The organism is Stenotrophomonas sp. AS1, from assembly GCF_048957655.1.
Lineage (GTDB): Bacteria > Pseudomonadota > Gammaproteobacteria > Xanthomonadales > Xanthomonadaceae > Stenotrophomonas > Stenotrophomonas bentonitica_A.
Genome location: NZ_JARVXM010000009.1, coordinates 189,250 through 208,266, shown reverse-complemented (window position 1 = coordinate 208,266; position 19,017 = coordinate 189,250). Strand labels below are relative to the sequence as shown.

The following is a 19,017-nucleotide window of genomic DNA, read 5'->3' as shown; positions in this document are numbered from 1 at the left end:
CACGAGAGATCCCATGCGAGAACTGATACTGCTGCGTCACGCCCATGCCGAAGCCGCCAGCACCGGCCAGGCCGATCTGGACCGCCCGCTGTCGCCGGTCGGTCTGGCCGAAGCCGAGGCCGCCGGCCGCTGGCTGAAGGAAAACAACCTGCTCCCCGACTGCGTGCTCTGCTCGCCGTCGCGGCGTACCCGCGAAACCCTGGAGGCCGTGCTGGGCATCACCGGCTTCGTCGAAAAGCGCCTGGAGGATGCCGTCTACGAGGCCACCCCGGGCACCTTGATGGGGCTGATCGATGCGCGCCGGGACGTCGACCGCCTGCTGGTGGTCGGGCACAACCCGGGCCTGGAACAACTGGTCGCCCTGATGAGCGAGGGCACCAGCAGTGACTACCGGGGCATGCCACCGGGCGGAATCGCGGTCCTGGCCTTCGACCGTGAGGCTGCCATCGAGCCGGGTGTGGCCAGCCTGACCGCCTTCTGGTGGCCGTAACCCGTGTGGGCAGTCCGCGCGGCGTGGGTCGGGCTGCTGTTGATGGCAGGGGCGGCCCATGCCGCCCCGCCCTCATCGGTGCCGGCCGCCACCAGCCAGGCCCTTGCCTTCGATACGGCCACCTCGCGCTTCGGGTTTGAGATCCGGACGCGGCTGGGGCAGCGCATCGAGGGCATCTTCCCCCGCTTTGAAGGCAACATCGAAGTGCTCTCCGACGGCCGCCACCAGGTGCACCTGCGGATGTTCACCCGCTATGTCGAGATTCCCGGCAAGGCCCGCTACACCGGCTGGATGCGGGGCGAGGAGTTCTTCGATGCGGCCCGCTACCCGGTCGTGGAGTTCGACTCGCTGCCCTACTGGCCCGAGGTGGTCGATAAGGGGGGCAGCATCCAGGGCCGGCTGATCCTGCGCGGGGTCAGCCACCCGGAAACGCTGCGGGTCGAGCCGCCGCAGTGTGCCCGGGCCGGGTATGATTGCGACGTGGTCAGCCGCGGTACCGTCCAGCGTGGCCGGTATGGAATGGACAGCTGGCAGCTTGCCCTGAGTGATCGAGTGACCTTTGTATTGCGTGCGCGTCTGAGCGAGGCGCCGAAACCGTGAACCCATTGCTGCGTCTGTTGGTGCTGGCAACGCTGTTGCTGGGCAGCGGCTGTGCTTCGCTGTCCAACGCCGAGCGCGACCGTGCCGCCGGCATCGCCGTACAGGCGCGTTCGACCGTGGTCGACTGCGCCCAGCCGGACCGCTGCGCGCTGGATTCGCCGCTGCGTGCCCTCGGTGGCCGCGCCTTCGCCGAATCGCACGCCGGCCAGCCGCGGCACTACGCCACCATCCTCGACGAAGGGGAAGTTTCCCTCGTCGCGCGCTTGAACCTGATCCGCAGCGCCACGCGCAGCATCGACCTGCAGACCTACATCTTCGACAAGGACGACAGCGCCCGGCTGGTCCTGGACGAACTGCAGGCGGCCGCACGCCGCGGGATCAAGGTGCGGGTGCTGATCGACCAGCTCTCGGCGATCTCCGACCTGGAGATCCTCGGCGCCCTGTCCGGCAGCCATGCCAACTTCGAACTGCGGGTCTACAACCCGACCTTCGGCAAGGCGCGCCTGAACTACTTCGATTACGCCGCCAGCGTGGTGTGCTGCTTCCGCCGTTTCAACCAGCGCATGCACAACAAGCTGCTGGTGGTCGACGATGCACTGGGCGTGGTCGGTGGGCGCAACTACCAGGACGACTATTACGACTGGGACAGCGAATACAACTTCCGCGACCGCGATGTGATCGTGGCCGGCCCGGAAGTGCGTGAGATGGCCGCCAACTTCGATGCCTTCTGGCGCGCGCCGCGCAGTGTGCCGGCCGAGCGCCTCAACGATGTCGGCCGCACGCTGCTGCGCCAGGGCGTGCCGGCCATGCCGCCGGCCGACTTCCGGCGGCCCGAGCGGGTCGAGCGGGTCAGTGAAGAGGCCGACGATCCGGACTACGTGCGCCGCACCTTCGTCGATACCGCCCTGCCCGTGGCCTCGGTGCAGTACGTCGCCGATCTGCCGCGCAAGCATCGCCGCGAACGTGCCAGCCAGCCGGCCAACGGCCAGCACGTGACCGAGCCGCAGCTGGATGCGCTGATCGCCAGCGCACAGTCCGAAGTGCTGCTGCAGACGCCGTACCTGGTGTTGTCCAAGCCGGCGCAGCGCCTGTTCCGCGACCTGCGCAAACGCGAGCAGGCACCGCGCGTGGTGGTGTCCACCAACAGCCTGGCCGCCACCGACAACCCGATCGTCTACGCGCTGTCCTACAAGTACAAACGCCGCAACCTGCGTGAGCTCGGGTTCAACATCTACGAGTTCAAACCGTTCCCGCTCGATGCCCCGGTGGACTACCGCAACCTGCTGCCGGCACCGCTGGGTTCCGAGGCGCCGCCGTCGCAGGGCAAGCGCAGCAGTCTGCTCGGGGGCAGCGCGGCCGGCAGCAATGCGCGCGCTGGCAGCGACGGCCGTGCCAGCGATGGCCCGCGCCGTGGCAACGCCGACCGCAACAGCGCCAGCGGGCGCCGCCGCAGTACCGATGGCAGCGAAGTGGAGCGCCGCGTGCTGCGTGCTGAAACCCGGCCCTCGTTCCTGGGCACCAAGGCGGTCAACAAGCCGCTGCCGGTCACCCGCAAGGGCGCCCGCATGGGCCTGCACGCCAAATCGATGGTGGTGGATCGCCGCATCGGCGTGATCGGCACCCACAACTTCGACCCGCGCAGCGAGAACTACAACACCGAAGGGGCGGTGATCATCGATGACCCGGTGTTCGCCGAGGCGCTGGCGCAGAGCATCCTGCGCGACATCCACCCGCAGAACTCCTGGGTGGTCGCGCCGCGTGCCAAGCCGCCGGTCCTGTCCGGCCTGAACTACAGTGTCGGCAAGGCCTCCGAGGCGCTGCCCGTGCTCGATTTCTGGCCGTGGCGCTACGCCACCGATTACGAGTTCCAGCCCGGGCCCGAGTGCCCGGATCCGCTCAAGCGGCAGGACCCGGCCTTCCACACCTGCTACGTCGCCGTCGGGGATTTCCCCGAGGTGAATGTCGGGCCGAAGTGGCTGCTGGTGCGCATGCTCACCGCCTTCGGTGCCGGGCTGGTTCCGATTCTGTAAATCTGCAACCCCACGGAGAAGCTGCATGCCCCAGGTATTCCGCGACGCGGTGTCGATCCAGGCGCTCAACACGCTCAGCCGCAACACGCTCATCGAGCACCTGGGCATCGTGTTCACCGCCGCGGGCGAGGACTGGATCAGCGCCACCATGCCGGTGGACGAACGCACCCGCCAGCCGTACGGCATCCTGCATGGCGGGGCGTCGGTCGTGCTGGCCGAAACTCTCGGCAGCAGCGCCGGCAACCTGTGCGTGGATACCACCAGGGAGGTCTGCGTCGGGTTGGAGATCAATGCCAACCACATCCGCGCGGTGCGCGCCGGCACGGTCACCGGCACCGCGCGTGCGGTCCATGTGGGGCGCAGCACCCAGGTGTGGGACATCCGCATCGAGGACGCGGCCGGCAAGCTGGTCTGCACGTCGCGGTTGACCCTGGCGGTGGTGCCCGCGGTGCGCCCGGGCTGATCGCACGCATGGCACGGATGCTGTGTTGCGTGGCCCATGACAGTGCGCCGGCGCATGTGCGCACGGCCGTTGTGCCGCCGGTGGCCGTTGGCTTGACAGCGTGCGGCGGCTGGCTTGGGCCTGCCATCGATTTGTCCGGATTCCGCTGGCAGAGCCTGCGGCGCTCGGGTATCGTTCGCGGATGAATTCCCCCACTCCGGCCTCACGTGGCGGCGTGGCGCGTGTGTGCCGTTACCTGTACCGCGTACCGCTGCTGCTGGTCCACCTGTTGCTGTTCCTGCCGATGCTGCTGATCGCCATGCTGCCGCCGTGGGGGCGCGTGCGCGTGGGCCAGCGCACGTTCGAGCATGCGGCGGTGAACGCCTGGTCGGGCGGGCTGATGTGGATCTTCGGCTTCCGCCTGCACCGGATCGGCACACCGCTGCCGGGTGCGGTGCTGTTCGTGGCCAACCATGTCAGCTGGGTCGATATTTCGATGCTGCACAGCCAGCGCATGATGGGCTTCGTGGCCAAGCAGGAGATCGCCGGCTGGCCGGTGGTCGGCTGGCTGGCCGCGCGCGGGCAGACCATCTTCCACCAGCGCGGCAGCACCGAGTCGCTGGGTGGGGTGATGCAGGAAATGGTCGTGCGCCTGCGCGAGGGCAAGGCAGTGGGCGTGTTCCCGGAAGGGCGCACCCGCGGTGGCCATGAAGTCGGCCCCTTCCATGCGCGCATCTTCCAGGCCGCGGTCGAGACCCAGGTCCCGGTGCAGCCGGTCGCGTTGCGCTACGGCTGGCGCGGTGACGCGCAGACCATTGTCGCGTTCGGCCCGAAAGAGAGTTTCTTCGCCAACTTCCTGCGTCTGCTGGGAGAGCCGGCACGGCGGGCCGAGGTGCACTTCCTCGCGCCCATTGATACCCACGATCTGGAAGGCCGTCGCCGCATCGCGGAAACCTCGCGCGCGCGCATCCTGGCGGCCATGTCCGCCGAGTAAGCGGTGGTGGTCCTTCACACGCCAGCGTCGCGGCCGGGAGCAGGCTCGCGCCCATGTTGACCGCTGCCGACTATCACCCCCCGCGTTGGCTGCGCAACCCGCACCTGCAGTCGATGCTCAGCTCGAGCCGGATGCGGATGCAGCGCGGGCTGGTGCTGCTGGCGGCGACCGGCGCGCACACCGACGAGCTGATCCTCGATGGCGGTGAAGGCGTGCGCCTGCAGGGCTGGCACAGCTACCTCCAGGGGCGCCAGCCGGTCGGCATGGCGCTGCTGCTGCATGGTTGGGAAGGCAGCGCCGAATCGAGCTACATGCGCATGACCGCCGCGCGGCTGCTGGAAGAGGGCTACGACGTGGTGCGGCTGAATTTCCGCGACCATGGCAATACCCACCACCTCAACCCGGGCATCTTCCACTCCAACCGCATCGATGAGGTGGTGCACGCAGCCGGTGACATCGCCCGCCGCTGGCCCGAGCTGCCGCTGGTCGCCGCCGGCTATTCGCTGGGCGGCAACTTCGTGCTGCGCCTGGCCCTGCGCGCGCCCTCGGCCGGCGTGCCGCTGCGCCGCGTGGCCTCGGTGTGCCCGGTGCTGGACCCGGCGATCACGATGGAGAGCATCGAGAACGGCCCGGCGATGTACGATTGGTACTTCCGGCGCAAATGGGCCGGCTCGCTGCGTCGCAAGCGCGATCTGTTCCCCGAGCTGAGCGACTGGGACGACCGCGTGCTCAAGCTGGACATCCGCGCGCTGACCGCCTGGCTGGTCGAGCACCACACCGAGTTCGGTTCGCTGCAGGCCTACTTCGATGGTTACTCCATCGCCGGCGACCGCCTGGCCGGGCTGCAGGTGCCGGCCGACATCCTGATGGCGCAGGATGACCCGGTGATCCCGTTCGCCACCTTCAACGGCTGGCGGCTGCCGGCCCATGCCCACCTGGAAATCGCCCCGTGGGGTGGCCACTGCGGTTTCCTGGAAAACTGGCGTGGTGATGGCTTCTCCGAGCGCTGGGTGGCCCAGCGGCTGCGGATCGAGGCGAACACGCCGGCCTGACAACCGTTCTGGCCGGCCGGCCCCGCTACAATCGGGGTTTGCCCTCGAGTTCGGACCGTCATGCAAGACCAGATTCTCCAAGCCCTGCGCCGCAATGCGGTGGACGATGCCGTGCAGCTGGCGCGCGAGTGGATCGCGGCCGAGCCGGAGCAGCCGCAGGCGCACCGCTGGCTGTCGCTGTCGCTGCAACAGCAGGGCCAGTTCGATGACGCGCTGGCCAGCCTGCAGCAGGCCCTGACGCTGGCGCCGGACAACGCCGACCTGCATCTGCAGCAGGCCGGCCTGTTGCTGGCCCTGCGCCAGTTCGACGCGGCCGGCTCGGCGCTGGACCGCACCGCCGAACTCAACCCCAACGAACTGTCCGCGTACGTGATGCAGGCGCACCTGGCGCTGGCCCGCAATGACGTGGACGACGCCGACCGCCTGACCCGCCTGGGCCTGCGCGTGGATGAGGAACATCCGGAGCTGGCCGCCCTCTCGGGCATGGTCGCGCTGCGCCGGGGTGAGGTGGATCGCGCGCTGGCCCAGCTCTCGGCGGCCAGCCAGGCGCTGCCGGATGATGCCCGGGTGCTTTACGCACTGGGCTTTGCCTACCTGGGCAAGGACATGCTGGCCTTCGCCGAGCAGGCCTTCCGCCGGGTACTTGCCCTGAATCCGGCCACCACCGCCCTGCAGGGGCTGGTCGTCCAGCTCGCGCTGCGCCAGGGCAACCTGGAGAGCGCAGCGGACATGATGCGCCAGGTCCTGGCCGTGCCCGGCGGCGATACGCCGGCCATGCGCCGCCTGGCCGGCGAGCTCGAACTGCAGGCCGGCCAGCCGTTGCAGGCGCTGGAGCACCTGCTGCCAGTGCTGGCGCAGTGGCCCTCCGATCGGCACACGCTGCAGCTGCTGCTGATGGCGTGGCAGCGCCTGGGCCGTGAACAGCAGGCCCGCGAGACGCTGGATGCGACCCTGGCCGATCATCCCGAGGTGCATGACCTGTGGATGGCGCGCCTTACCGTGGAACCGGTGGGTGGCCCGGAAGCGGTGGCCGTGGGCGAACGCTGGCTGCAGGCCATGCCGGAGCACCTGCCGGCACTGGAGACGCGTCTGCGCCTGCACGACATGAACAACGAAGCCGACCAGGCCGAGGCCGTGGCCGAGCGCATCGTCGCGCTGGAGCCGGGCCGGGTTTCCGGTGAAGTGCGCCTGGTCGATGGACTGCTCACGCGTGAGCCGGCTGCCGCGATCGCGCGCGTGCAGGCGCTGCTGGACACGGCCCCGGAGGATGCCCGGGCGGGGCTGCGCGCCTGGCTGGGCTCTGTGCAGGACCGTGCCGGCCAGTACCAGGATGCGCTGCGGACGTGGGTCGAGCTGCATGCGGCCGAGGCGCCGCAGCGCCTGCCCCTGCCGCCGCAGGCCAAGGCACCGCTGAGCTGGCCGGACCTTGCGCCGGTGGCTGAAGACAACGCGATCGCCCCGTTGTTCATCTGGGGCGCACCCGGCTCCGGCGTTGAACGCGTGGTCGCCGCGATGGCCGCCGCCAGCCCGGTGATGCGTGGTGACCGCTTCGGGCCGACGCCGCCCAACGATCCCTTCCAGCGCTATCACACGCTGCAGGAGCTCTCGACCGGCAAGCTCACGCCCGAGGCACTGGTGGAGCAGTGGCGCAGCCAGTTGCCGGCCCGGGGCATCGCCGACGGGGCGGTGATCGATTGGCTGCTGTGGTGGGACAACGCGCTGCTGTGGGCGCTGCGCCCCCAGCTGCCGGAGGCACGCCTGGTCATCGTGCTGCGCGACCCGCGCGACATGCTGCTGGAGTGGATCGCCTTCAGTGCCCCGGCCCCGCTCGCGGTGACCTCGGTGCACGAAGCGGCCGAATGGCTGGCGCGTGCGCTGGCCCAGGTCGCCACCCTGCACGAGCAGAGCCTGTACCCGCACGCGCTGTTGAAGATCGACGAGATCGGCAACGATCCGCAGGCGATGGCCGAGTACCTCGGTGCCCACTTCGGCATGCGTTTCCCGCCGGCCGGCACGCTGGGCCCGGCCCGCATGGCCCCCGGCCACTGGCGCGATTACCGCGAGGTGATGGGGCCGGCGTTCGCGCTGCTGACCTCGGTCGCGGTGCGCCTGGGTTACCCGGAAGAATGAGGAGACCTGTATGCATCTGAGCAGTGACAGCATCACCAACGGCCAACCGATCGCCGCCACCTTCGCGGCCGGCGATGCCGAAGGCTTCGCCCCCAACCGCAACCCGCAGCTGGCCTGGCACGATGTGCCGGCCGGCACCCGGTCGTTCGCGCTGCTGTGCATCGACCCGGATGTGCCGACCGTGCCCGATACGGTCGGCCGCCAGGATTGCACGGTGCCACGCGATCAACCGCGTGCGCACTTCGCGCACTGGGCGATGGCCGATATTCCGGTCGATGTGCGCGCGCTGGCCGCGGGCAGCTGCAGCGACGGCTTCACCGTGCGCGGCAAGACCCAGCCGGCCGGCCCGGCGGGCAGCCGCCAGGGCCTGAACGATTTCACCGGTTGGTTCGCCGGCAATCCGGACATGGCCGGCCAGTACCTGGGCTATGACGGCCCGTACCCGCCGTTCAACGACGAGCGCGTGCACCGCTACTTCTTCCGCGTGTTCGCGCTGGACGTGGCGCAGCTGGAGCTGCCCACGCCGTTTACCGCTGCCGATGTGCTGCATGCGATGCACGGGCACGTGCTGGCCGAAGCATCGCTGCATGGCACGTATACGTTGAACCCGGCGCTGGCGTGATCCCCCGGTGGGTGCCGACCGTTGGTCGGCGTTACATCCGGTAGGTACTGTCGGGAGCCGGCCAGCGGCCGGCACTACAGGATGAAGAAGGGCGGCCAGCGGCCGCCCTTCTGCGTTCTTATTTCTTCTCGTTCGCCGACTCGACCACCATGTCCAGCACGTAAGCGTTGGACGAGGCATCGGCCGGTGGGTTGGCGATCGTGTAGCGCTTCACGCGCACCACGTTGCGCACGCCGTCTTCGTGGGTGTAGCCCTCGATGACGTCGTAGAAGTTCTGCCACTCGCCCGGCTCGCCCTGCTTGATGCCGTTGGCGTCGTAGCGGATCTCGCGCGTCTGCAGGCACTGCTTGTCGCGGATCAGCGGGTGCGGGCACGGCTTGGTCTGCGCGGCCACCTCCAGGAATACCGTTTCGCCTTCGCCGCCGTAGCGGGTCTCAGCGGTCGGCTCCGGGGTGAACACCAGCACATCGCCGTTGGCGGTACGCAGGGTCAGTTGGCCGGCATCGCCCAGCTCGGTCGTGAGCGCGCCTTCCAGGCGGCTGCCCACGGCCTGGTCCAGCGCCATCAGGTTCTTGTCGGTGCAGGCCATCATGGTCGAGGCCATCGGCGAGACGGTCAGCGAACCATCGGCCAGCGTGTAGCCCCCGCCCATGCGGTTGCAGGTGTTGCTGATCGCGATGCGGTCATCCTTGAAGTCCAGCGTGACCGGCTTGTCCGCGCGGGCGAACAGCGCATCGATGCGCTTGCCGCTGGCATCGGTGGCAGATTCCAGGCGCCAATGGCTGCCCTGCAGGCGCTGCACATCCAGGCGGGCCACGGCAGCCTGGTCGGCGGCGGCGGTCGGTGCCGGGGCGAGGTCATCGCGGCCGGCCGGGGCGGTGGAAGGGTTGCTGCAGGCGGCCATCAGGGCCAGCGGCAGCATCAGCATCAGGGTGCGTTTCATGTACATCTCCTTGGGAACCTGGGGAAAAACGCCGGCGCGCCCCCAACGGGGTCAGGCCGGCGCCGGGCTGTTCAGTTGCCAGCGGGCAACCAGAGCAGCAAGGCCGCGCCCAGTGCGATGCGGTAGACCGCGAACGCCGTGAACTTGTGCGACTTGATGTAGCCCAGCAACCACTTCACTACGATGAAGCCGGTGACGACCGCGGCAAGGAAGGCCACGCCGACGTCGGTCCAGTTCTCACTGGCGAGCTTGCCGTCCTTGGCCAGTTCCAGGAAGGCATAGCCGCTGGCGGCGAACATGGTCGGGATGCCGACCAGGAACACGAACTCGGTGGCTTTCGCGCGGCGGCTCAGGCCGAACAGCATCGCGATGAAGATCGCCGCCGCCGACCGCGAGGTGCCCGGAAACACACCGGCCACCACCTGCGCCACACCGACCAGGATGGCGACCTTCCAGGTCACCTCATCGCGCTCGGGCAGGCGTGCGGTGTAGGCCTCCACCAGGATCATCCACAGGCCGCCGATGATCAGTGCCCAGGCTACCGGCGTGACCGTCTCCGGCAGTTCCCAGCCGGCCAGGCGGACCGGGAGGCCGACCACGGCGGTGACTAGGAAGGCGGTGCCGAGCTTGAGCACGTAATCGCGGTTGGCGCGCTCATGCAGGCCGGTCGCCAGGGTCCACAGCCGCTGCCGGAACACCAGCGTGATCGCCAGGATCGCGCCGGCCTGGATGATGATGTTGAAGAAGTCCGAGCGTGCGCCCAACCAGTGCTGGGCGATCAGCAGGTGGCCGGTGCTGGAGATCGGCAGGAATTCGGTGAGGCCTTCAAGAATGCCCAGAAGGAGGGCGGAGAGCAGGTCGGACATCGGGGGGGCTGGGGCTCGGAATGGGTGAAATCGGGAGGCAGCATAAAACATCCGCGTCCCGCACCAAATGTGTGCGTGGTGCAGGGGGCGCACTATTTTGGTGCGGATGGGCGTGCGCCGCGGGGTCGGGCAGCCCAGTGAAATCAAGGGTTTGTGAAGTCTGAAAAGTTGGCACGGGGATTGCTCTATCCACTCAGGCAATCACCCATCTGAGGTTTCACCGATGTCCGTGGAAAATGTTGAGAAGCTGATCAAGGACAACCAGATCGAGTTCGTCGACCTGCGTTTCGTCGATATGCGTGGTATCGAGCAGCACGTCACCTTCCCGGTCAGCATCGTGGAGCCGTCGCTGTTTGAAGAAGGCAAGATGTTCGATGGCAGCTCGATTGCCGGCTGGAAGGGCATCAACGAGTCGGACATGGTCCTGCTGCCGGACCCGTCCAGCGCCTACATCGACCCGTTCTACGCCGACCCGACCCTGGTCATCAGCTGCGACATCCTCGATCCGGCCACCATGCAGCCGTACGGCCGCTGCCCGCGCGGCATCGCCAAGCGCGCCGAGGCCTACCTGAAGTCCTCCGGCATCGCCGAGCAGGCCTTCTTCGGCCCGGAGCCGGAGTTCTTCATCTTCGATTCGGTCCGCTTCGCCAACGACATGGGCCACACCTTCTTCAAGATCGATTCCGAAGAAGCGGCCTGGAGCACCGGTGACAAGTACGACGGCGCCAACAGCGGCTACCGTCCGGCCGTCAAGGGCGGCTACTTCCCGGTCCCGCCGACCGATTCGCTGCACGACCTGCGTGCGGAAATGTGCAAGACCCTGGAACAGGTCGGCATCGAAGTGGAAGTGCAGCACCACGAAGTGGCGACTGCCGGCCAGTGCGAAATCGGCACCAAGTTCAGCACCCTGGTGCAGAAGGCCGACGAACTGCTGCGCATGAAGCACGTCATCAAGAACGTTGCCCACCGCAACGGCAAGACTGCCACCTTCATGCCCAAGCCGCTGGTCGGCGACAACGGCAGCGGCATGCACGTGCACCAGTCGCTCTCCAAGGGCGGCACCAACCTGTTCTCCGGTGATGGCTACGGCGGCCTGAGCCAGCTGGCGCTGTGGTACATCGGCGGCATCTTCAAGCACGCCAAGGCGATCAATGCCTTCGCCAACTCCGGCACCAACAGCTACAAGCGCCTGGTCCCGGGCTTCGAAGCCCCGGTGATGCTGGCCTACTCGGCCCGCAACCGTTCCGCCTCGTGCCGCATTCCGTGGGTGTCCAACCCGAAGGCGCGCCGCATCGAAATGCGCTTCCCCGATCCGATCCAGTCCGGCTACCTGACCTTCACCGTGCTGATGATGGCCGGCCTGGACGGCATCAAGAACCAGATCGACCCGGGCGCACCGAGCGACAAGGATCTGTACGACCTGCCGCCGGAAGAAGAGAAGCTGATCCCGCAGGTCTGCTCCTCGCTGGACCAGGCCCTGGAAGCGCTGGACAAGGACCGCGAGTTCCTCAAGGCCGGTGGCGTGATGAGCGACGACTTCATCGACGGCTACATCGCGCTGAAGATGCAGGAAGTCACCAAGTTCCGCGCGGCGACCCACCCGCTCGAGTACCAGATGTACTACGCGAACTGAGCAACAGGTGACGATGACGAAGGATTTCCCTCCCACCCTTCGTCATCGTCGCCGCTTTTCCGGCTGGGGAGCCGGCAAGGCGACCATGTTGTAGAGCGGACCGTCGGTCCGCTGCAGAAGGTAGAGCGGACCGTTGGTCCGCTCTACCCCCAGGGGCAAGAGAGACCGGACGCGTGTCATGGGCCCTTCCTCCCTCCCGCGTCACCGCTGGCGTCGCCCTTCGGGCGTCGGCAACGGCGTGGCCCATGCAACGTTCGGCGCAACGACCGGCGGCCATGTGCAAGTGGCCGCCGGTTGACCTGACATCGGCCCCACGCGGGCCGGTTCCATCCACCATCGGGATATGCGCATGAAACTGATCTCCGCCATCATCCGGCCGTTCAAGCTCGACGAGGTCCGCGAGGCCCTCTCCGACGCTGGCGTGTCGGGCATCACCGTGACCGAAGTCAAAGGCTTCGGGCGCCAGAAGGGCCACACCGAGTTGTATCGCGGCGCGGAGTACGTCGTGGATTTCCTGCCGAAGATCAAGATCGAGACCGTCGTGACCGACGATCGCCTGGAGGCCGTGGTCGAGGCCATCCAGACCGCGGCCGGCACCGGCAAGATCGGCGACGGCAAGATCTTTGTCACCGCGGTCGAACAGGTCGTCCGCATCCGCACCGGCGAAATCGGCGCTGACGCGCTCTAACCCCACTCGGAGCCCACAATGAAGACCTCTTTGTTCACCGGGTGGCAAGCCCGGTTCCATGCCGTGTGCCTGATGATGCTGCTCAGCGCGCTGGCCGTTGGTGCGTTCTCCAGCAGTGCGCACGCCCAGGCCCAGGTCACCCCGGCGCCGTCGGAGACGGTCGCGGTCGAGCCGCTGCCGGCCACGCCGGAAGCCACGGCCGCCCCGGTCGCCGAAGCCGCCGCGGCGGCCACGTTCGATCACGGCGATGTCGCCTGGATGCTCACCTCCACCCTGCTGGTGCTGCTGATGGTGGTGCCGGGCCTGGCCCTGTTCTACGGCGGCCTGGTGCGCTCCAAGAACGTGCTGTCCATCCTCAGCCAGATCCTGGTGGTGTTCTCGCTGGTGCTGATGCTGTGGGTGGCCTACGGCTACAGCGCGGTGTTCAGCCAAGGCAACGCCTTCTTCGGCTCGTTCACCGAGTTCGCCTTCCTCAAGGGCTTCGGCCCGGATACCGTGGGCAACACGCCGATCGCCGGCCTGCCGGACTACCTGTTCGTCGCCTTCCAGTCGACCTTCGCCGGCATCACCACCGCGCTGATCGTGGGTGCCTTCGCCGAGCGCATCAAGTTCAAGGCCGTGCTGCTGTTCTCGGCCCTGTGGTTCACCCTGAGCTACATCCCGATGGCGCACATCGTGTGGGGCGGCGGCTATCTCGGTGAGATGGGCGCGATCGACTTCGCCGGTGGCACCGTGGTCCACATCAATGCCGGCGTGGCCGGCCTGGTGGGCGCCTACTTCGTGGGCAAGCGCATCGGCTACGGCCAGACCGCATTGAAGCCGCACAACGTGCCGTTCACCTACATCGGCGCGATGCTGCTGTGGGTGGGCTGGTTCGGCTTCAACGCCGGCTCGGCGGCTGCGGCTGACACCGTCGCCTCGCTGGCCTTCATCAACACCATCCTGGCCACCGCTGCTGCCGTGCTGGGCTGGACCCTGGTCGAAGCGGTCAGCAAGGGCAAGCCGTCCGCGCTGGGCGCTGCCTCCGGCGCCGTCGCCGGCCTGGTCGGCATCACCCCGGCCTGCGGCACCGTGGGTCCGCTGGGCGCGATCGTGATCGGCCTGGTCGCCGGCGTGGTCTGCGTCTGGGGCGTCACCGGCCTCAAGCGCCTGCTCAAGGTCGATGACACCGCCGATGTGTTCGGCGTGCACGGCATCGGCGGCATCGTCGGTGCACTGCTCACCGGTGTGTTCAGCGCGCAATCGCTGGGCGGCACCAAGGCCGACCTGGACATCGGCCACCAGGTGTGGGTGCAGCTGGTCAGCGTCGGCTTCACCATCGTCTGGTGTGCCGTGGCCACCGTGCTGATCCTGCTGGTGGTGCGCATGGTGTTCGGCCTGCGCGTCACCGAAGAAGCAGAGCGCACCGGCCTGGACGTCACCTCGCACGGCGAGTCGGCCTACGAGGCCTGATCCGCGCGCGCTACCGCATTAGAAACGAGAGAGAGATGTTTTACCTTTGCCGGCGGCCTTCGGGTCGCCGGTTTTTTGTGGGCGCCTGCCGGGCATTACCGTGCTTTGGCAGCTGATCGTGCAATCACGCACAATGCAGGCATGCACGTGACCCGTACTTCCCTCGCACTGCTCGCCCTTCTGCTGCTCGCCGCCTGCGCCAGCACCGAGGTCCGCAGCCCGCTCGCCACCTGGGTGCCGTCGCCGAACCACAACGCGCGCGCGCCGGTGGTGATCGTGCTGCACCACACCGATCAGCATTCCGTGCAGCAGAGCCTGGACACGCTGCGCAGCGCCAACAGCGGCGGCAAGGTCAGTTCGCACTATCTGGTCGGGGCCGATGGCCACATCTACCAACTGGTCGGCGATGACCGGCGCGCCTGGCATGCCGGTCCCGGTCGCTGGGGGACGATCACCGATCTCAACTCGGCCTCGATCGGCATCGAGATCGACAACGATGGCGACACGCCGTTCGCACCGGCACAGATCGCGGCCTTGATCCGCCTGCTGGATGACCTGTGCACGCGCCTGCGCATTCCGCCTAGCCAGATCATCGCGCATGCCGATCTGGCGCCCTCGCGCAAGCAGGATCCCAGCCGTTTCTTCCCGTGGCAGCAACTGGCCGAAGCCGGTTTCGGCGTATGGCCACGCGCAGCCGATGGCCCGGCACCGGCCAGCTTCGATGTCTGGATGGCCCTGCAGGCCTTCGGCTACCCGATGGACGACCGGGCGGCCGCCGTCGGCGCCTTCCATCGCCGCTTCCGCGGGCGCGACGATCTCCCCGCAGATCTTGATGCCGAAGACGCCCGCATCCTGCACTCGCTGCTGCTGCAACAGGAACGCCGCCCATGAAGTCCGATTCCCTTCGCCACGCACTCAAGCACGCCGCGCTGTCGGGGGTCGGGTTGGCCATGTTGAGCGCCTGCGCGGTCGCGCCGCAGCGCCCTGCGTCATCGCCAGCGACCGTGCCCACCAGCACCTACGCAAAGGCGAGTTGGAACGCATTGCCCGCCGTCGCGGACGCCGATCTGCAGGCCGGCTTCGCCGCCTGGCGCAGTGCCTGCCCGCGCCTGAAGACAGAGGCCAACTGGGCACCCATCTGCGCCGCGGCCGCCAAGGTTGCCACCACGCCGGCCGCCATCCGCCAGTTCCTGCAGGCGAATCTCGACGTCTATGCCCTGCGCGCCGGTGGCAACCGGGCCGATGGCCTGATCACCGGTTACTACGAGCCGATCTATGCCGGCAGCCTCACCCGCACCGCCAAGGCGGCGGTGCCGGTGTACGGTGTGCCCGACGACATGATCAGCGTCCAGCTCGAGAGTCTTTATCCCGAACTCAAGGGCAAGCGCCTGCGCGGACGCGTGGAAGGGCGCGTGCTCAAGCCGTATGACGATGCCGCGCGGATCGCCGCGAACGGCGTCAAGGCACCCGTACTGGCCTGGCTGACCAGCCCGATGGACCTGCAGTTCCTGCAGATCCAGGGATCGGGCCGCGTCCAGCTGGCCGATGGCCGTCAGCTGCGGATCGCCTACGCCGACCAGAATGGCCATCCCTATCGCCCCATCGGCCGCTGGCTGGTGGAGCAGGGTGAGCTGAAGCAGGCCGACGTCAGCATGGCCGCCATCCGCGCCTGGGCCGATGCCCACCCGACCCGCGTGCCCGAACTGCTGGCCAGCAATCCCAGCTATGTGTTCTTCACCCGCGGCCCGGACAGCGACGAAGGCCCGCGCGGCTCGTTGAACGTGCCGCTGACCGCCGGCTACAGCGTCGCCGTGGATCGCAACGTGGTGCCGTTGGGCAGCCTGCTGTGGCTGTCCACCACGCGCCCGGACGGCACCGCGCTGGTGCGCCCGGTCGCCGCGCAGGATACCGGCGGCGCCATCACCGGCGAGGTCCGCGCGGACCTGTTCTGGGGCACCGGCGATGCCGCCGGCGAACTGGCCGGGCACATGAAGCAGAAGGGCACGATCTGGATGCTGTGGCCGAAGGGTGTGGCATTGCCGAAGGCGCCGGTCGCGGCGAACTGACGACGCGCGGATCTTGTGGAGGCGGGTTTACGCTCGTCTGTTGCAGCGCCCGGAGGACTCATGAACGTCAAACGCATCATCGCCAACATCGCCGCGTCCGATCCGGCCGCCGCGGACAGTTTCTATCGGGACATCCTCGGCCTGGAGCTGGTCATGGATCACGGCTGGATCCGCACCTATGCGGGATCCGCGGATATGACTGTCCAGGTGAGTGTGGCGTCCGAAGGCGGCTCCGGTACCGCCGTGCCCGATCTCTCCATCGAGGTCGACGATCTGGACGAAGTGCTTCGTCGGGTGAACGCGGCCAACCTCCCCATCGCCTATGGCCCAGCCAGCGAACCGTGGGGCGTGCGTCGGTTCTACCTCCGCGATCCGTTGGGCCGGCTGGTCAACCTCCTGCAGCATGCGTGAGCGAGGCAGGAAAACGGGATCAACAGGCCTGCCGTTTTGCACTACATTGGTGCAATGACCACCGTGCTCCCGCCTCCCGCCCTCGACGCCCTCGGCACCCCGGTCGCTTGGGCCGACGCCAGCGGCCGTGTGGTGGGCTGCAATCCCGCGTTCGCGCGCTGGCTGGGCGTGAGCGTGCGGCGCCTGCTGGGCCAGCCGCTGGCCTCGCTGGAGGCACAGGGCGACGCCCTGGCCCACTTCCTGGCCCGCGATGAGCGCGACACCCTGCGCCTGCACCGGCTGGCCCTGGCGCTGCCGGGCGATGCGCCGCGCTTTGCCGAGGGGTGGCTGAGCCGCTGGGACGAGGGCGGCTGGCTGCTGGAGGCGCATCCGGTCGATGAGTTCCCGGGGTTGGACCCCACCCAGGCGCTGCCCAGCGCACTCAGTGCCGCGCTCAAGGGCCTGGCGCACGAGCTGCGCAATCCGCTGGCCGGCTTGAAGGGCGCGGCCCAGCTGCTGGCGCGGCGCAACGCGCAGCGCGATCCGGACGAGCGTGAACTGATCGAGCTGATCGGCTCGGAGATCGAGCGCCTGAACGGCCTGCTCGAGCAACTGCTGTCGCCCGCGCCGGCCGCGCCGCACGCACCGCTCAATATCCATGCCTCGCTGGAGCGCGTGCTGCGGCTGGCCGAAAGCGAAGGTGGCTGGGCGGTCCGGATCCAGCGCGATTACGATCCCAGCATTCCCGAGTTCGATGGCGATGCCGACCGCCTCACCCAGGCCGTGTGGAACCTGGTCCGCAATGCGATCCAGGCCGGTGCGGGCACCGTCACCCTGCGCACGCGCGTGGAGCACGGCGTGCGGATCACCGATCAGCTGCACCCGCTGGCACTGCGGCTGGAAATCGCCGATGACGGCCGTGGCGTGCCCGAAGACCTGGCCGAGCACCTGTTCCTGCCGCTGGTCAGTGGTCGTGCCGAGGGCACCGGGCTGGGCCTGGCGCTGGCCCAGCAGGTCGCGCGCGAGCACCGCGGCACCCTGACCTACCGCTCGCGCCCGGGCCATACCGTATTCACCGTGCTGCTGCCGATCGGGCAGGGCACCCCCGCCGAGGACACCGCCGCCCATGGCTGACCAGGTCGATACCACCGCCCAGCGCGTCTGGGTGGTCGACGATGACCGCGCGGTGCGCTTCGTACTGTGCACCGCACTGCGTGAGGCCGGCTACCGCGTCGAAGGGTTCGACGGCGCGGCGGCCGCCTTGGCGATGCTGTCCGAGCAGCCGCCACCGGATCTGCTGTTCACCGATGTCCGCATGCCCGGCGATGACGGGCTGGTCCTGCTGGACAAGCTCAAGGCGGCGCATCCGCAGCTGCCGGTGATCGTGATGTCGGCCTATACCGATGTGGCAAGCACGGCCGGCGCCTTCCGCGGTGGTGCGCAGGAATTCCTGTCCAAGCCGTTCGATCTGGATGATGCGGTCGCGCTGGCGCAGCGGGTGCTGCCCGCGCCGGATGTCACCCTGGCCGAGCCGAGTGAGACCGCCAGCACGACGCCGCCCGATCAGCGCCCGCAGCTGGTCGGCGATACGCCTGCGATGCGCGCGCTGTTCCGCGCGATCGGACGCTTGGCGCAGGCACCGCTGTCGGTGCTGATCAATGGCGAGACCGGCACCGGCAAGGAGCTGGTCGCGCATGCGCTGCACCATGAGTCGCCGCGCGTGCAGGGCCCGTTCGTCGCACTCAATACCGCCGCCATTCCGTCCGAACTGCTGGAGAGCGAGTTGTTCGGCCATGAGGCGGGCGCGTTCACCGGTGCGCAGCGACGCCACATCGGCCGTTTCGAACAGGCCAATGGCGGCACGCTGTTCCTGGATGAAATCGGCGACATGCCGTTGCCGCTGCAGACGCGACTGCTGCGCGTGCTGGCCGAGGGCGAGTTCTTCCGTGTCGGCGGGCGTGAGCTGATCCGCGTGGATGTGCGTGTGATCGCCGCGACCCACCAGGACCTGGAAACGCTGGTGGCGCAGGGTCGCTTCCGTGCCGACCTGCTGCACCGGCTGGATGTGGTGCGGCTGCGGTTGCCGCCGCTGCGCGAGCGTCGCGACGACATCGCGCAGTTGGCCGAGACCTTCCTCGCGGCCGCGGCACACAAGCTGGATACGCCGCCCAAGCGGCTCACTGCCGCCGCGCTGCAGGCGCTGCGCGAACATGATTGGCCCGGCAACGTACGGGAGCTGGAAAACGTGTGCTGGCGCATGGCCGCGCTTGCCGCCGCCGACAGCATCGGCGTGGCCGACGTGGACAGCGCGCTGCACCGCGGTGCCGGTGCGCCGCGCGCGCGCAGTGCCGGCGACCCGGGGCAGTGGGAAACGCTGCTCTCGGCATGGGCGCGCCAGCGACTGGCCGAAGGTGCCGAAGGCCTGCACGCCCAGGTGCGTGACCGGGTCGACCAGGCCCTGCTCGAAGCCGCCCTGCAGATCACCCACGGCCGCCGTGCCGAGGCGGCCGCGCGGCTGGGCATGGGTCGAAACACGCTCACCCGCAAGCTCGGCGCCGGCCGCCGGCGCGGCGGATGAACCGCATGTCCACACCGCGTGTGCGCCATGTCCGGGCTGCT

The 19,017-nt window shown here is 68.5% G+C and carries 18 protein-coding genes; 16 read left to right on the top strand and 2 right to left on the bottom strand.

Translation table 11 applies throughout. The features are described from left to right. Positions 1-13: 13 nt before the first annotated feature. From PV764_RS18060 to PV764_RS18025, 8 genes are all read left to right on the top strand, one after another. Positions 14-490 (top strand): SixA phosphatase family protein, encoded by a 477-nt coding sequence (locus PV764_RS18060; RefSeq protein ID WP_070426355.1) that lies wholly within the window; start codon positions 14-16, stop codon positions 488-490. Positions 491-532: 42 nt separating this feature from the next. Continuing rightward, a complete protein-coding gene (locus tag PV764_RS18055; RefSeq protein ID WP_051010531.1) occupies positions 533-1,090 on the top strand; it encodes a YceI family protein in 558 nt (185 codons plus the stop codon). Next, positions 1,087-3,120 carry a phospholipase D family protein gene (locus PV764_RS18050; protein WP_261997891.1) on the top strand — a complete coding sequence of 678 codons (2,034 nt, stop codon included), beginning with the start codon at positions 1,087-1,089 and terminating at the stop codon, positions 3,118-3,120. The genes PV764_RS18055 and PV764_RS18050 overlap by 4 nt, the downstream gene beginning before the upstream one ends. A 25-nt stretch (positions 3,121-3,145) precedes the next feature. After that, complete coding sequence (locus PV764_RS18045; protein ID WP_019184915.1) at positions 3,146-3,583, top strand: hotdog fold thioesterase; 438 nt, start codon at positions 3,146-3,148, stop codon at positions 3,581-3,583. Positions 3,584-3,764: 181 nt separating this feature from the next. After that, a complete protein-coding gene (locus PV764_RS18040) occupies positions 3,765-4,556 on the top strand; it encodes a lysophospholipid acyltransferase family protein (protein ID WP_019184914.1) in 792 nt (263 codons plus the stop codon). 56 nt (positions 4,557-4,612) lie between these two features. Continuing rightward, a complete protein-coding gene (locus PV764_RS18035; RefSeq protein ID WP_026070062.1) occupies positions 4,613-5,608 on the top strand; it encodes a YheT family hydrolase in 996 nt (331 codons plus the stop codon). Positions 5,609-5,668: 60 nt separating this feature from the next. Next, the gene (locus PV764_RS18030) at positions 5,669-7,738 is read left to right on the top strand and encodes a tetratricopeptide repeat protein (protein ID WP_421117216.1); all 2,070 of its coding nucleotides are present in this window, start codon (positions 5,669-5,671) and stop codon (positions 7,736-7,738) included. Positions 7,739-7,748: 10 nt separating this feature from the next. Beyond that, a complete protein-coding gene (locus PV764_RS18025) occupies positions 7,749-8,360 on the top strand; it encodes a YbhB/YbcL family Raf kinase inhibitor-like protein (RefSeq protein ID WP_421117215.1) in 612 nt (203 codons plus the stop codon). A 118-nt stretch (positions 8,361-8,478) separates the two neighbouring features. Here PV764_RS18025 and PV764_RS18020 read toward each other — a convergent pair whose 3' ends face one another. Together PV764_RS18020 and PV764_RS18015 are read right to left on the bottom strand one after the other, a co-directional pair. After that, positions 8,479-9,303 (bottom strand): DUF4377 domain-containing protein, encoded by an 825-nt coding sequence (locus PV764_RS18020; RefSeq protein ID WP_421117214.1) that lies wholly within the window; start codon positions 9,301-9,303, stop codon positions 8,479-8,481. Positions 9,304-9,374: 71 nt separating this feature from the next. Next, on the bottom strand, positions 9,375-10,169 hold the full coding sequence (locus PV764_RS18015; protein WP_026070060.1) for an undecaprenyl-diphosphate phosphatase: 795 nt from the start codon (positions 10,167-10,169) through the stop codon (positions 9,375-9,377). 223 nt (positions 10,170-10,392) lie between these two features. On the opposite strand from PV764_RS18015, the gene glnA reads away from it, so the two are divergent. The 8 genes from glnA to ntrC all read left to right on the top strand — a co-directional run bounded on the left by glnA (position 10,393) and on the right by ntrC (position 18,976). Beyond that, complete coding sequence (glnA, locus tag PV764_RS18010; protein WP_019184908.1) at positions 10,393-11,802, top strand: type I glutamate--ammonia ligase; 1,410 nt, start codon at positions 10,393-10,395, stop codon at positions 11,800-11,802. Between the two features lie 349 nt (positions 11,803-12,151). Further along, positions 12,152-12,490, top strand: a complete 339-nt coding sequence (locus PV764_RS18005; protein WP_019184907.1) for a P-II family nitrogen regulator — start codon at positions 12,152-12,154, stop codon at positions 12,488-12,490. 18 nt (positions 12,491-12,508) lie between these two features. Then, entirely contained in the window at positions 12,509-13,942 is a 1,434-nt protein-coding gene (locus tag PV764_RS18000; RefSeq protein WP_266084775.1) for an ammonium transporter, read from the top strand. A 141-nt stretch (positions 13,943-14,083) separates the two neighbouring features. Next, positions 14,084-14,833 (top strand): N-acetylmuramoyl-L-alanine amidase, encoded by a 750-nt coding sequence (locus PV764_RS17995; protein ID WP_421117213.1) that lies wholly within the window; start codon positions 14,084-14,086, stop codon positions 14,831-14,833. Further along, positions 14,830-16,008: a murein transglycosylase A gene (locus PV764_RS17990; protein ID WP_421117212.1), complete on the top strand. Its 1,179-nt coding sequence runs from the start codon at positions 14,830-14,832 to the stop codon at positions 16,006-16,008. Before PV764_RS17995 ends, PV764_RS17990 begins: the two co-directional genes overlap by 4 nt. 60 nt (positions 16,009-16,068) lie before the next feature. Next, positions 16,069-16,419, top strand: coding sequence for a VOC family protein (locus PV764_RS17985; protein WP_421117211.1), 351 nt, complete (start codon positions 16,069-16,071; stop codon positions 16,417-16,419). 54 nt (positions 16,420-16,473) lie between these two features. Then, complete coding sequence (locus PV764_RS17980; protein WP_019184902.1) at positions 16,474-17,532, top strand: two-component system sensor histidine kinase NtrB; 1,059 nt, start codon at positions 16,474-16,476, stop codon at positions 17,530-17,532. Continuing rightward, entirely contained in the window at positions 17,525-18,976 is a 1,452-nt protein-coding gene (gene ntrC, locus PV764_RS17975) for a nitrogen regulation protein NR(I) (protein ID WP_046273864.1), read from the top strand. Before PV764_RS17980 ends, ntrC begins: the two co-directional genes overlap by 8 nt. Positions 18,977-19,017: the final 41 nt, after the last annotated feature.

Bases quoted from the DNA above. Each gene is read 5' to 3' on its own strand.
- PV764_RS18025 (WP_421117215.1), top strand. From the start codon at position 7,749: ATGCATCTGAGCAGTGACAGCATCACCAACGGCCAACCGATCGCCGCC.
- PV764_RS18030 (WP_421117216.1), top strand. From the start codon at position 5,669: ATGCAAGACCAGATTCTCCAAGCCCTGCGCCGCAATGCGGTGGACGAT.
- PV764_RS17980 (WP_019184902.1), top strand. From the start codon at position 16,474: ATGACCACCGTGCTCCCGCCTCCCGCCCTCGACGCCCTCGGCACCCCG.
- PV764_RS18055 (WP_051010531.1), top strand. From the start codon at position 533: ATGGCAGGGGCGGCCCATGCCGCCCCGCCCTCATCGGTGCCGGCCGCC.
- glnA (WP_019184908.1), top strand. From the start codon at position 10,393: ATGTCCGTGGAAAATGTTGAGAAGCTGATCAAGGACAACCAGATCGAG.
- PV764_RS18060 (WP_070426355.1), top strand. From the start codon at position 14: ATGCGAGAACTGATACTGCTGCGTCACGCCCATGCCGAAGCCGCCAGC.
- PV764_RS18020 (WP_421117214.1), bottom strand. From the start codon at position 9,303: ATGAAACGCACCCTGATGCTGATGCTGCCGCTGGCCCTGATGGCCGCC.
- PV764_RS18015 (WP_026070060.1), bottom strand. From the start codon at position 10,169: ATGTCCGACCTGCTCTCCGCCCTCCTTCTGGGCATTCTTGAAGGCCTC.
- PV764_RS17985 (WP_421117211.1), top strand. From the start codon at position 16,069: ATGAACGTCAAACGCATCATCGCCAACATCGCCGCGTCCGATCCGGCC.
- PV764_RS18000 (WP_266084775.1), top strand. From the start codon at position 12,509: ATGAAGACCTCTTTGTTCACCGGGTGGCAAGCCCGGTTCCATGCCGTG.
- PV764_RS18045 (WP_019184915.1), top strand. From the start codon at position 3,146: ATGCCCCAGGTATTCCGCGACGCGGTGTCGATCCAGGCGCTCAACACG.
- PV764_RS17990 (WP_421117212.1), top strand. From the start codon at position 14,830: ATGAAGTCCGATTCCCTTCGCCACGCACTCAAGCACGCCGCGCTGTCG.
- PV764_RS18040 (WP_019184914.1), top strand. From the start codon at position 3,765: ATGAATTCCCCCACTCCGGCCTCACGTGGCGGCGTGGCGCGTGTGTGC.
- PV764_RS17995 (WP_421117213.1), top strand. From the start codon at position 14,084: ATGCACGTGACCCGTACTTCCCTCGCACTGCTCGCCCTTCTGCTGCTC.
- PV764_RS18005 (WP_019184907.1), top strand. From the start codon at position 12,152: ATGAAACTGATCTCCGCCATCATCCGGCCGTTCAAGCTCGACGAGGTC.
- ntrC (WP_046273864.1), top strand. From the start codon at position 17,525: ATGGCTGACCAGGTCGATACCACCGCCCAGCGCGTCTGGGTGGTCGAC.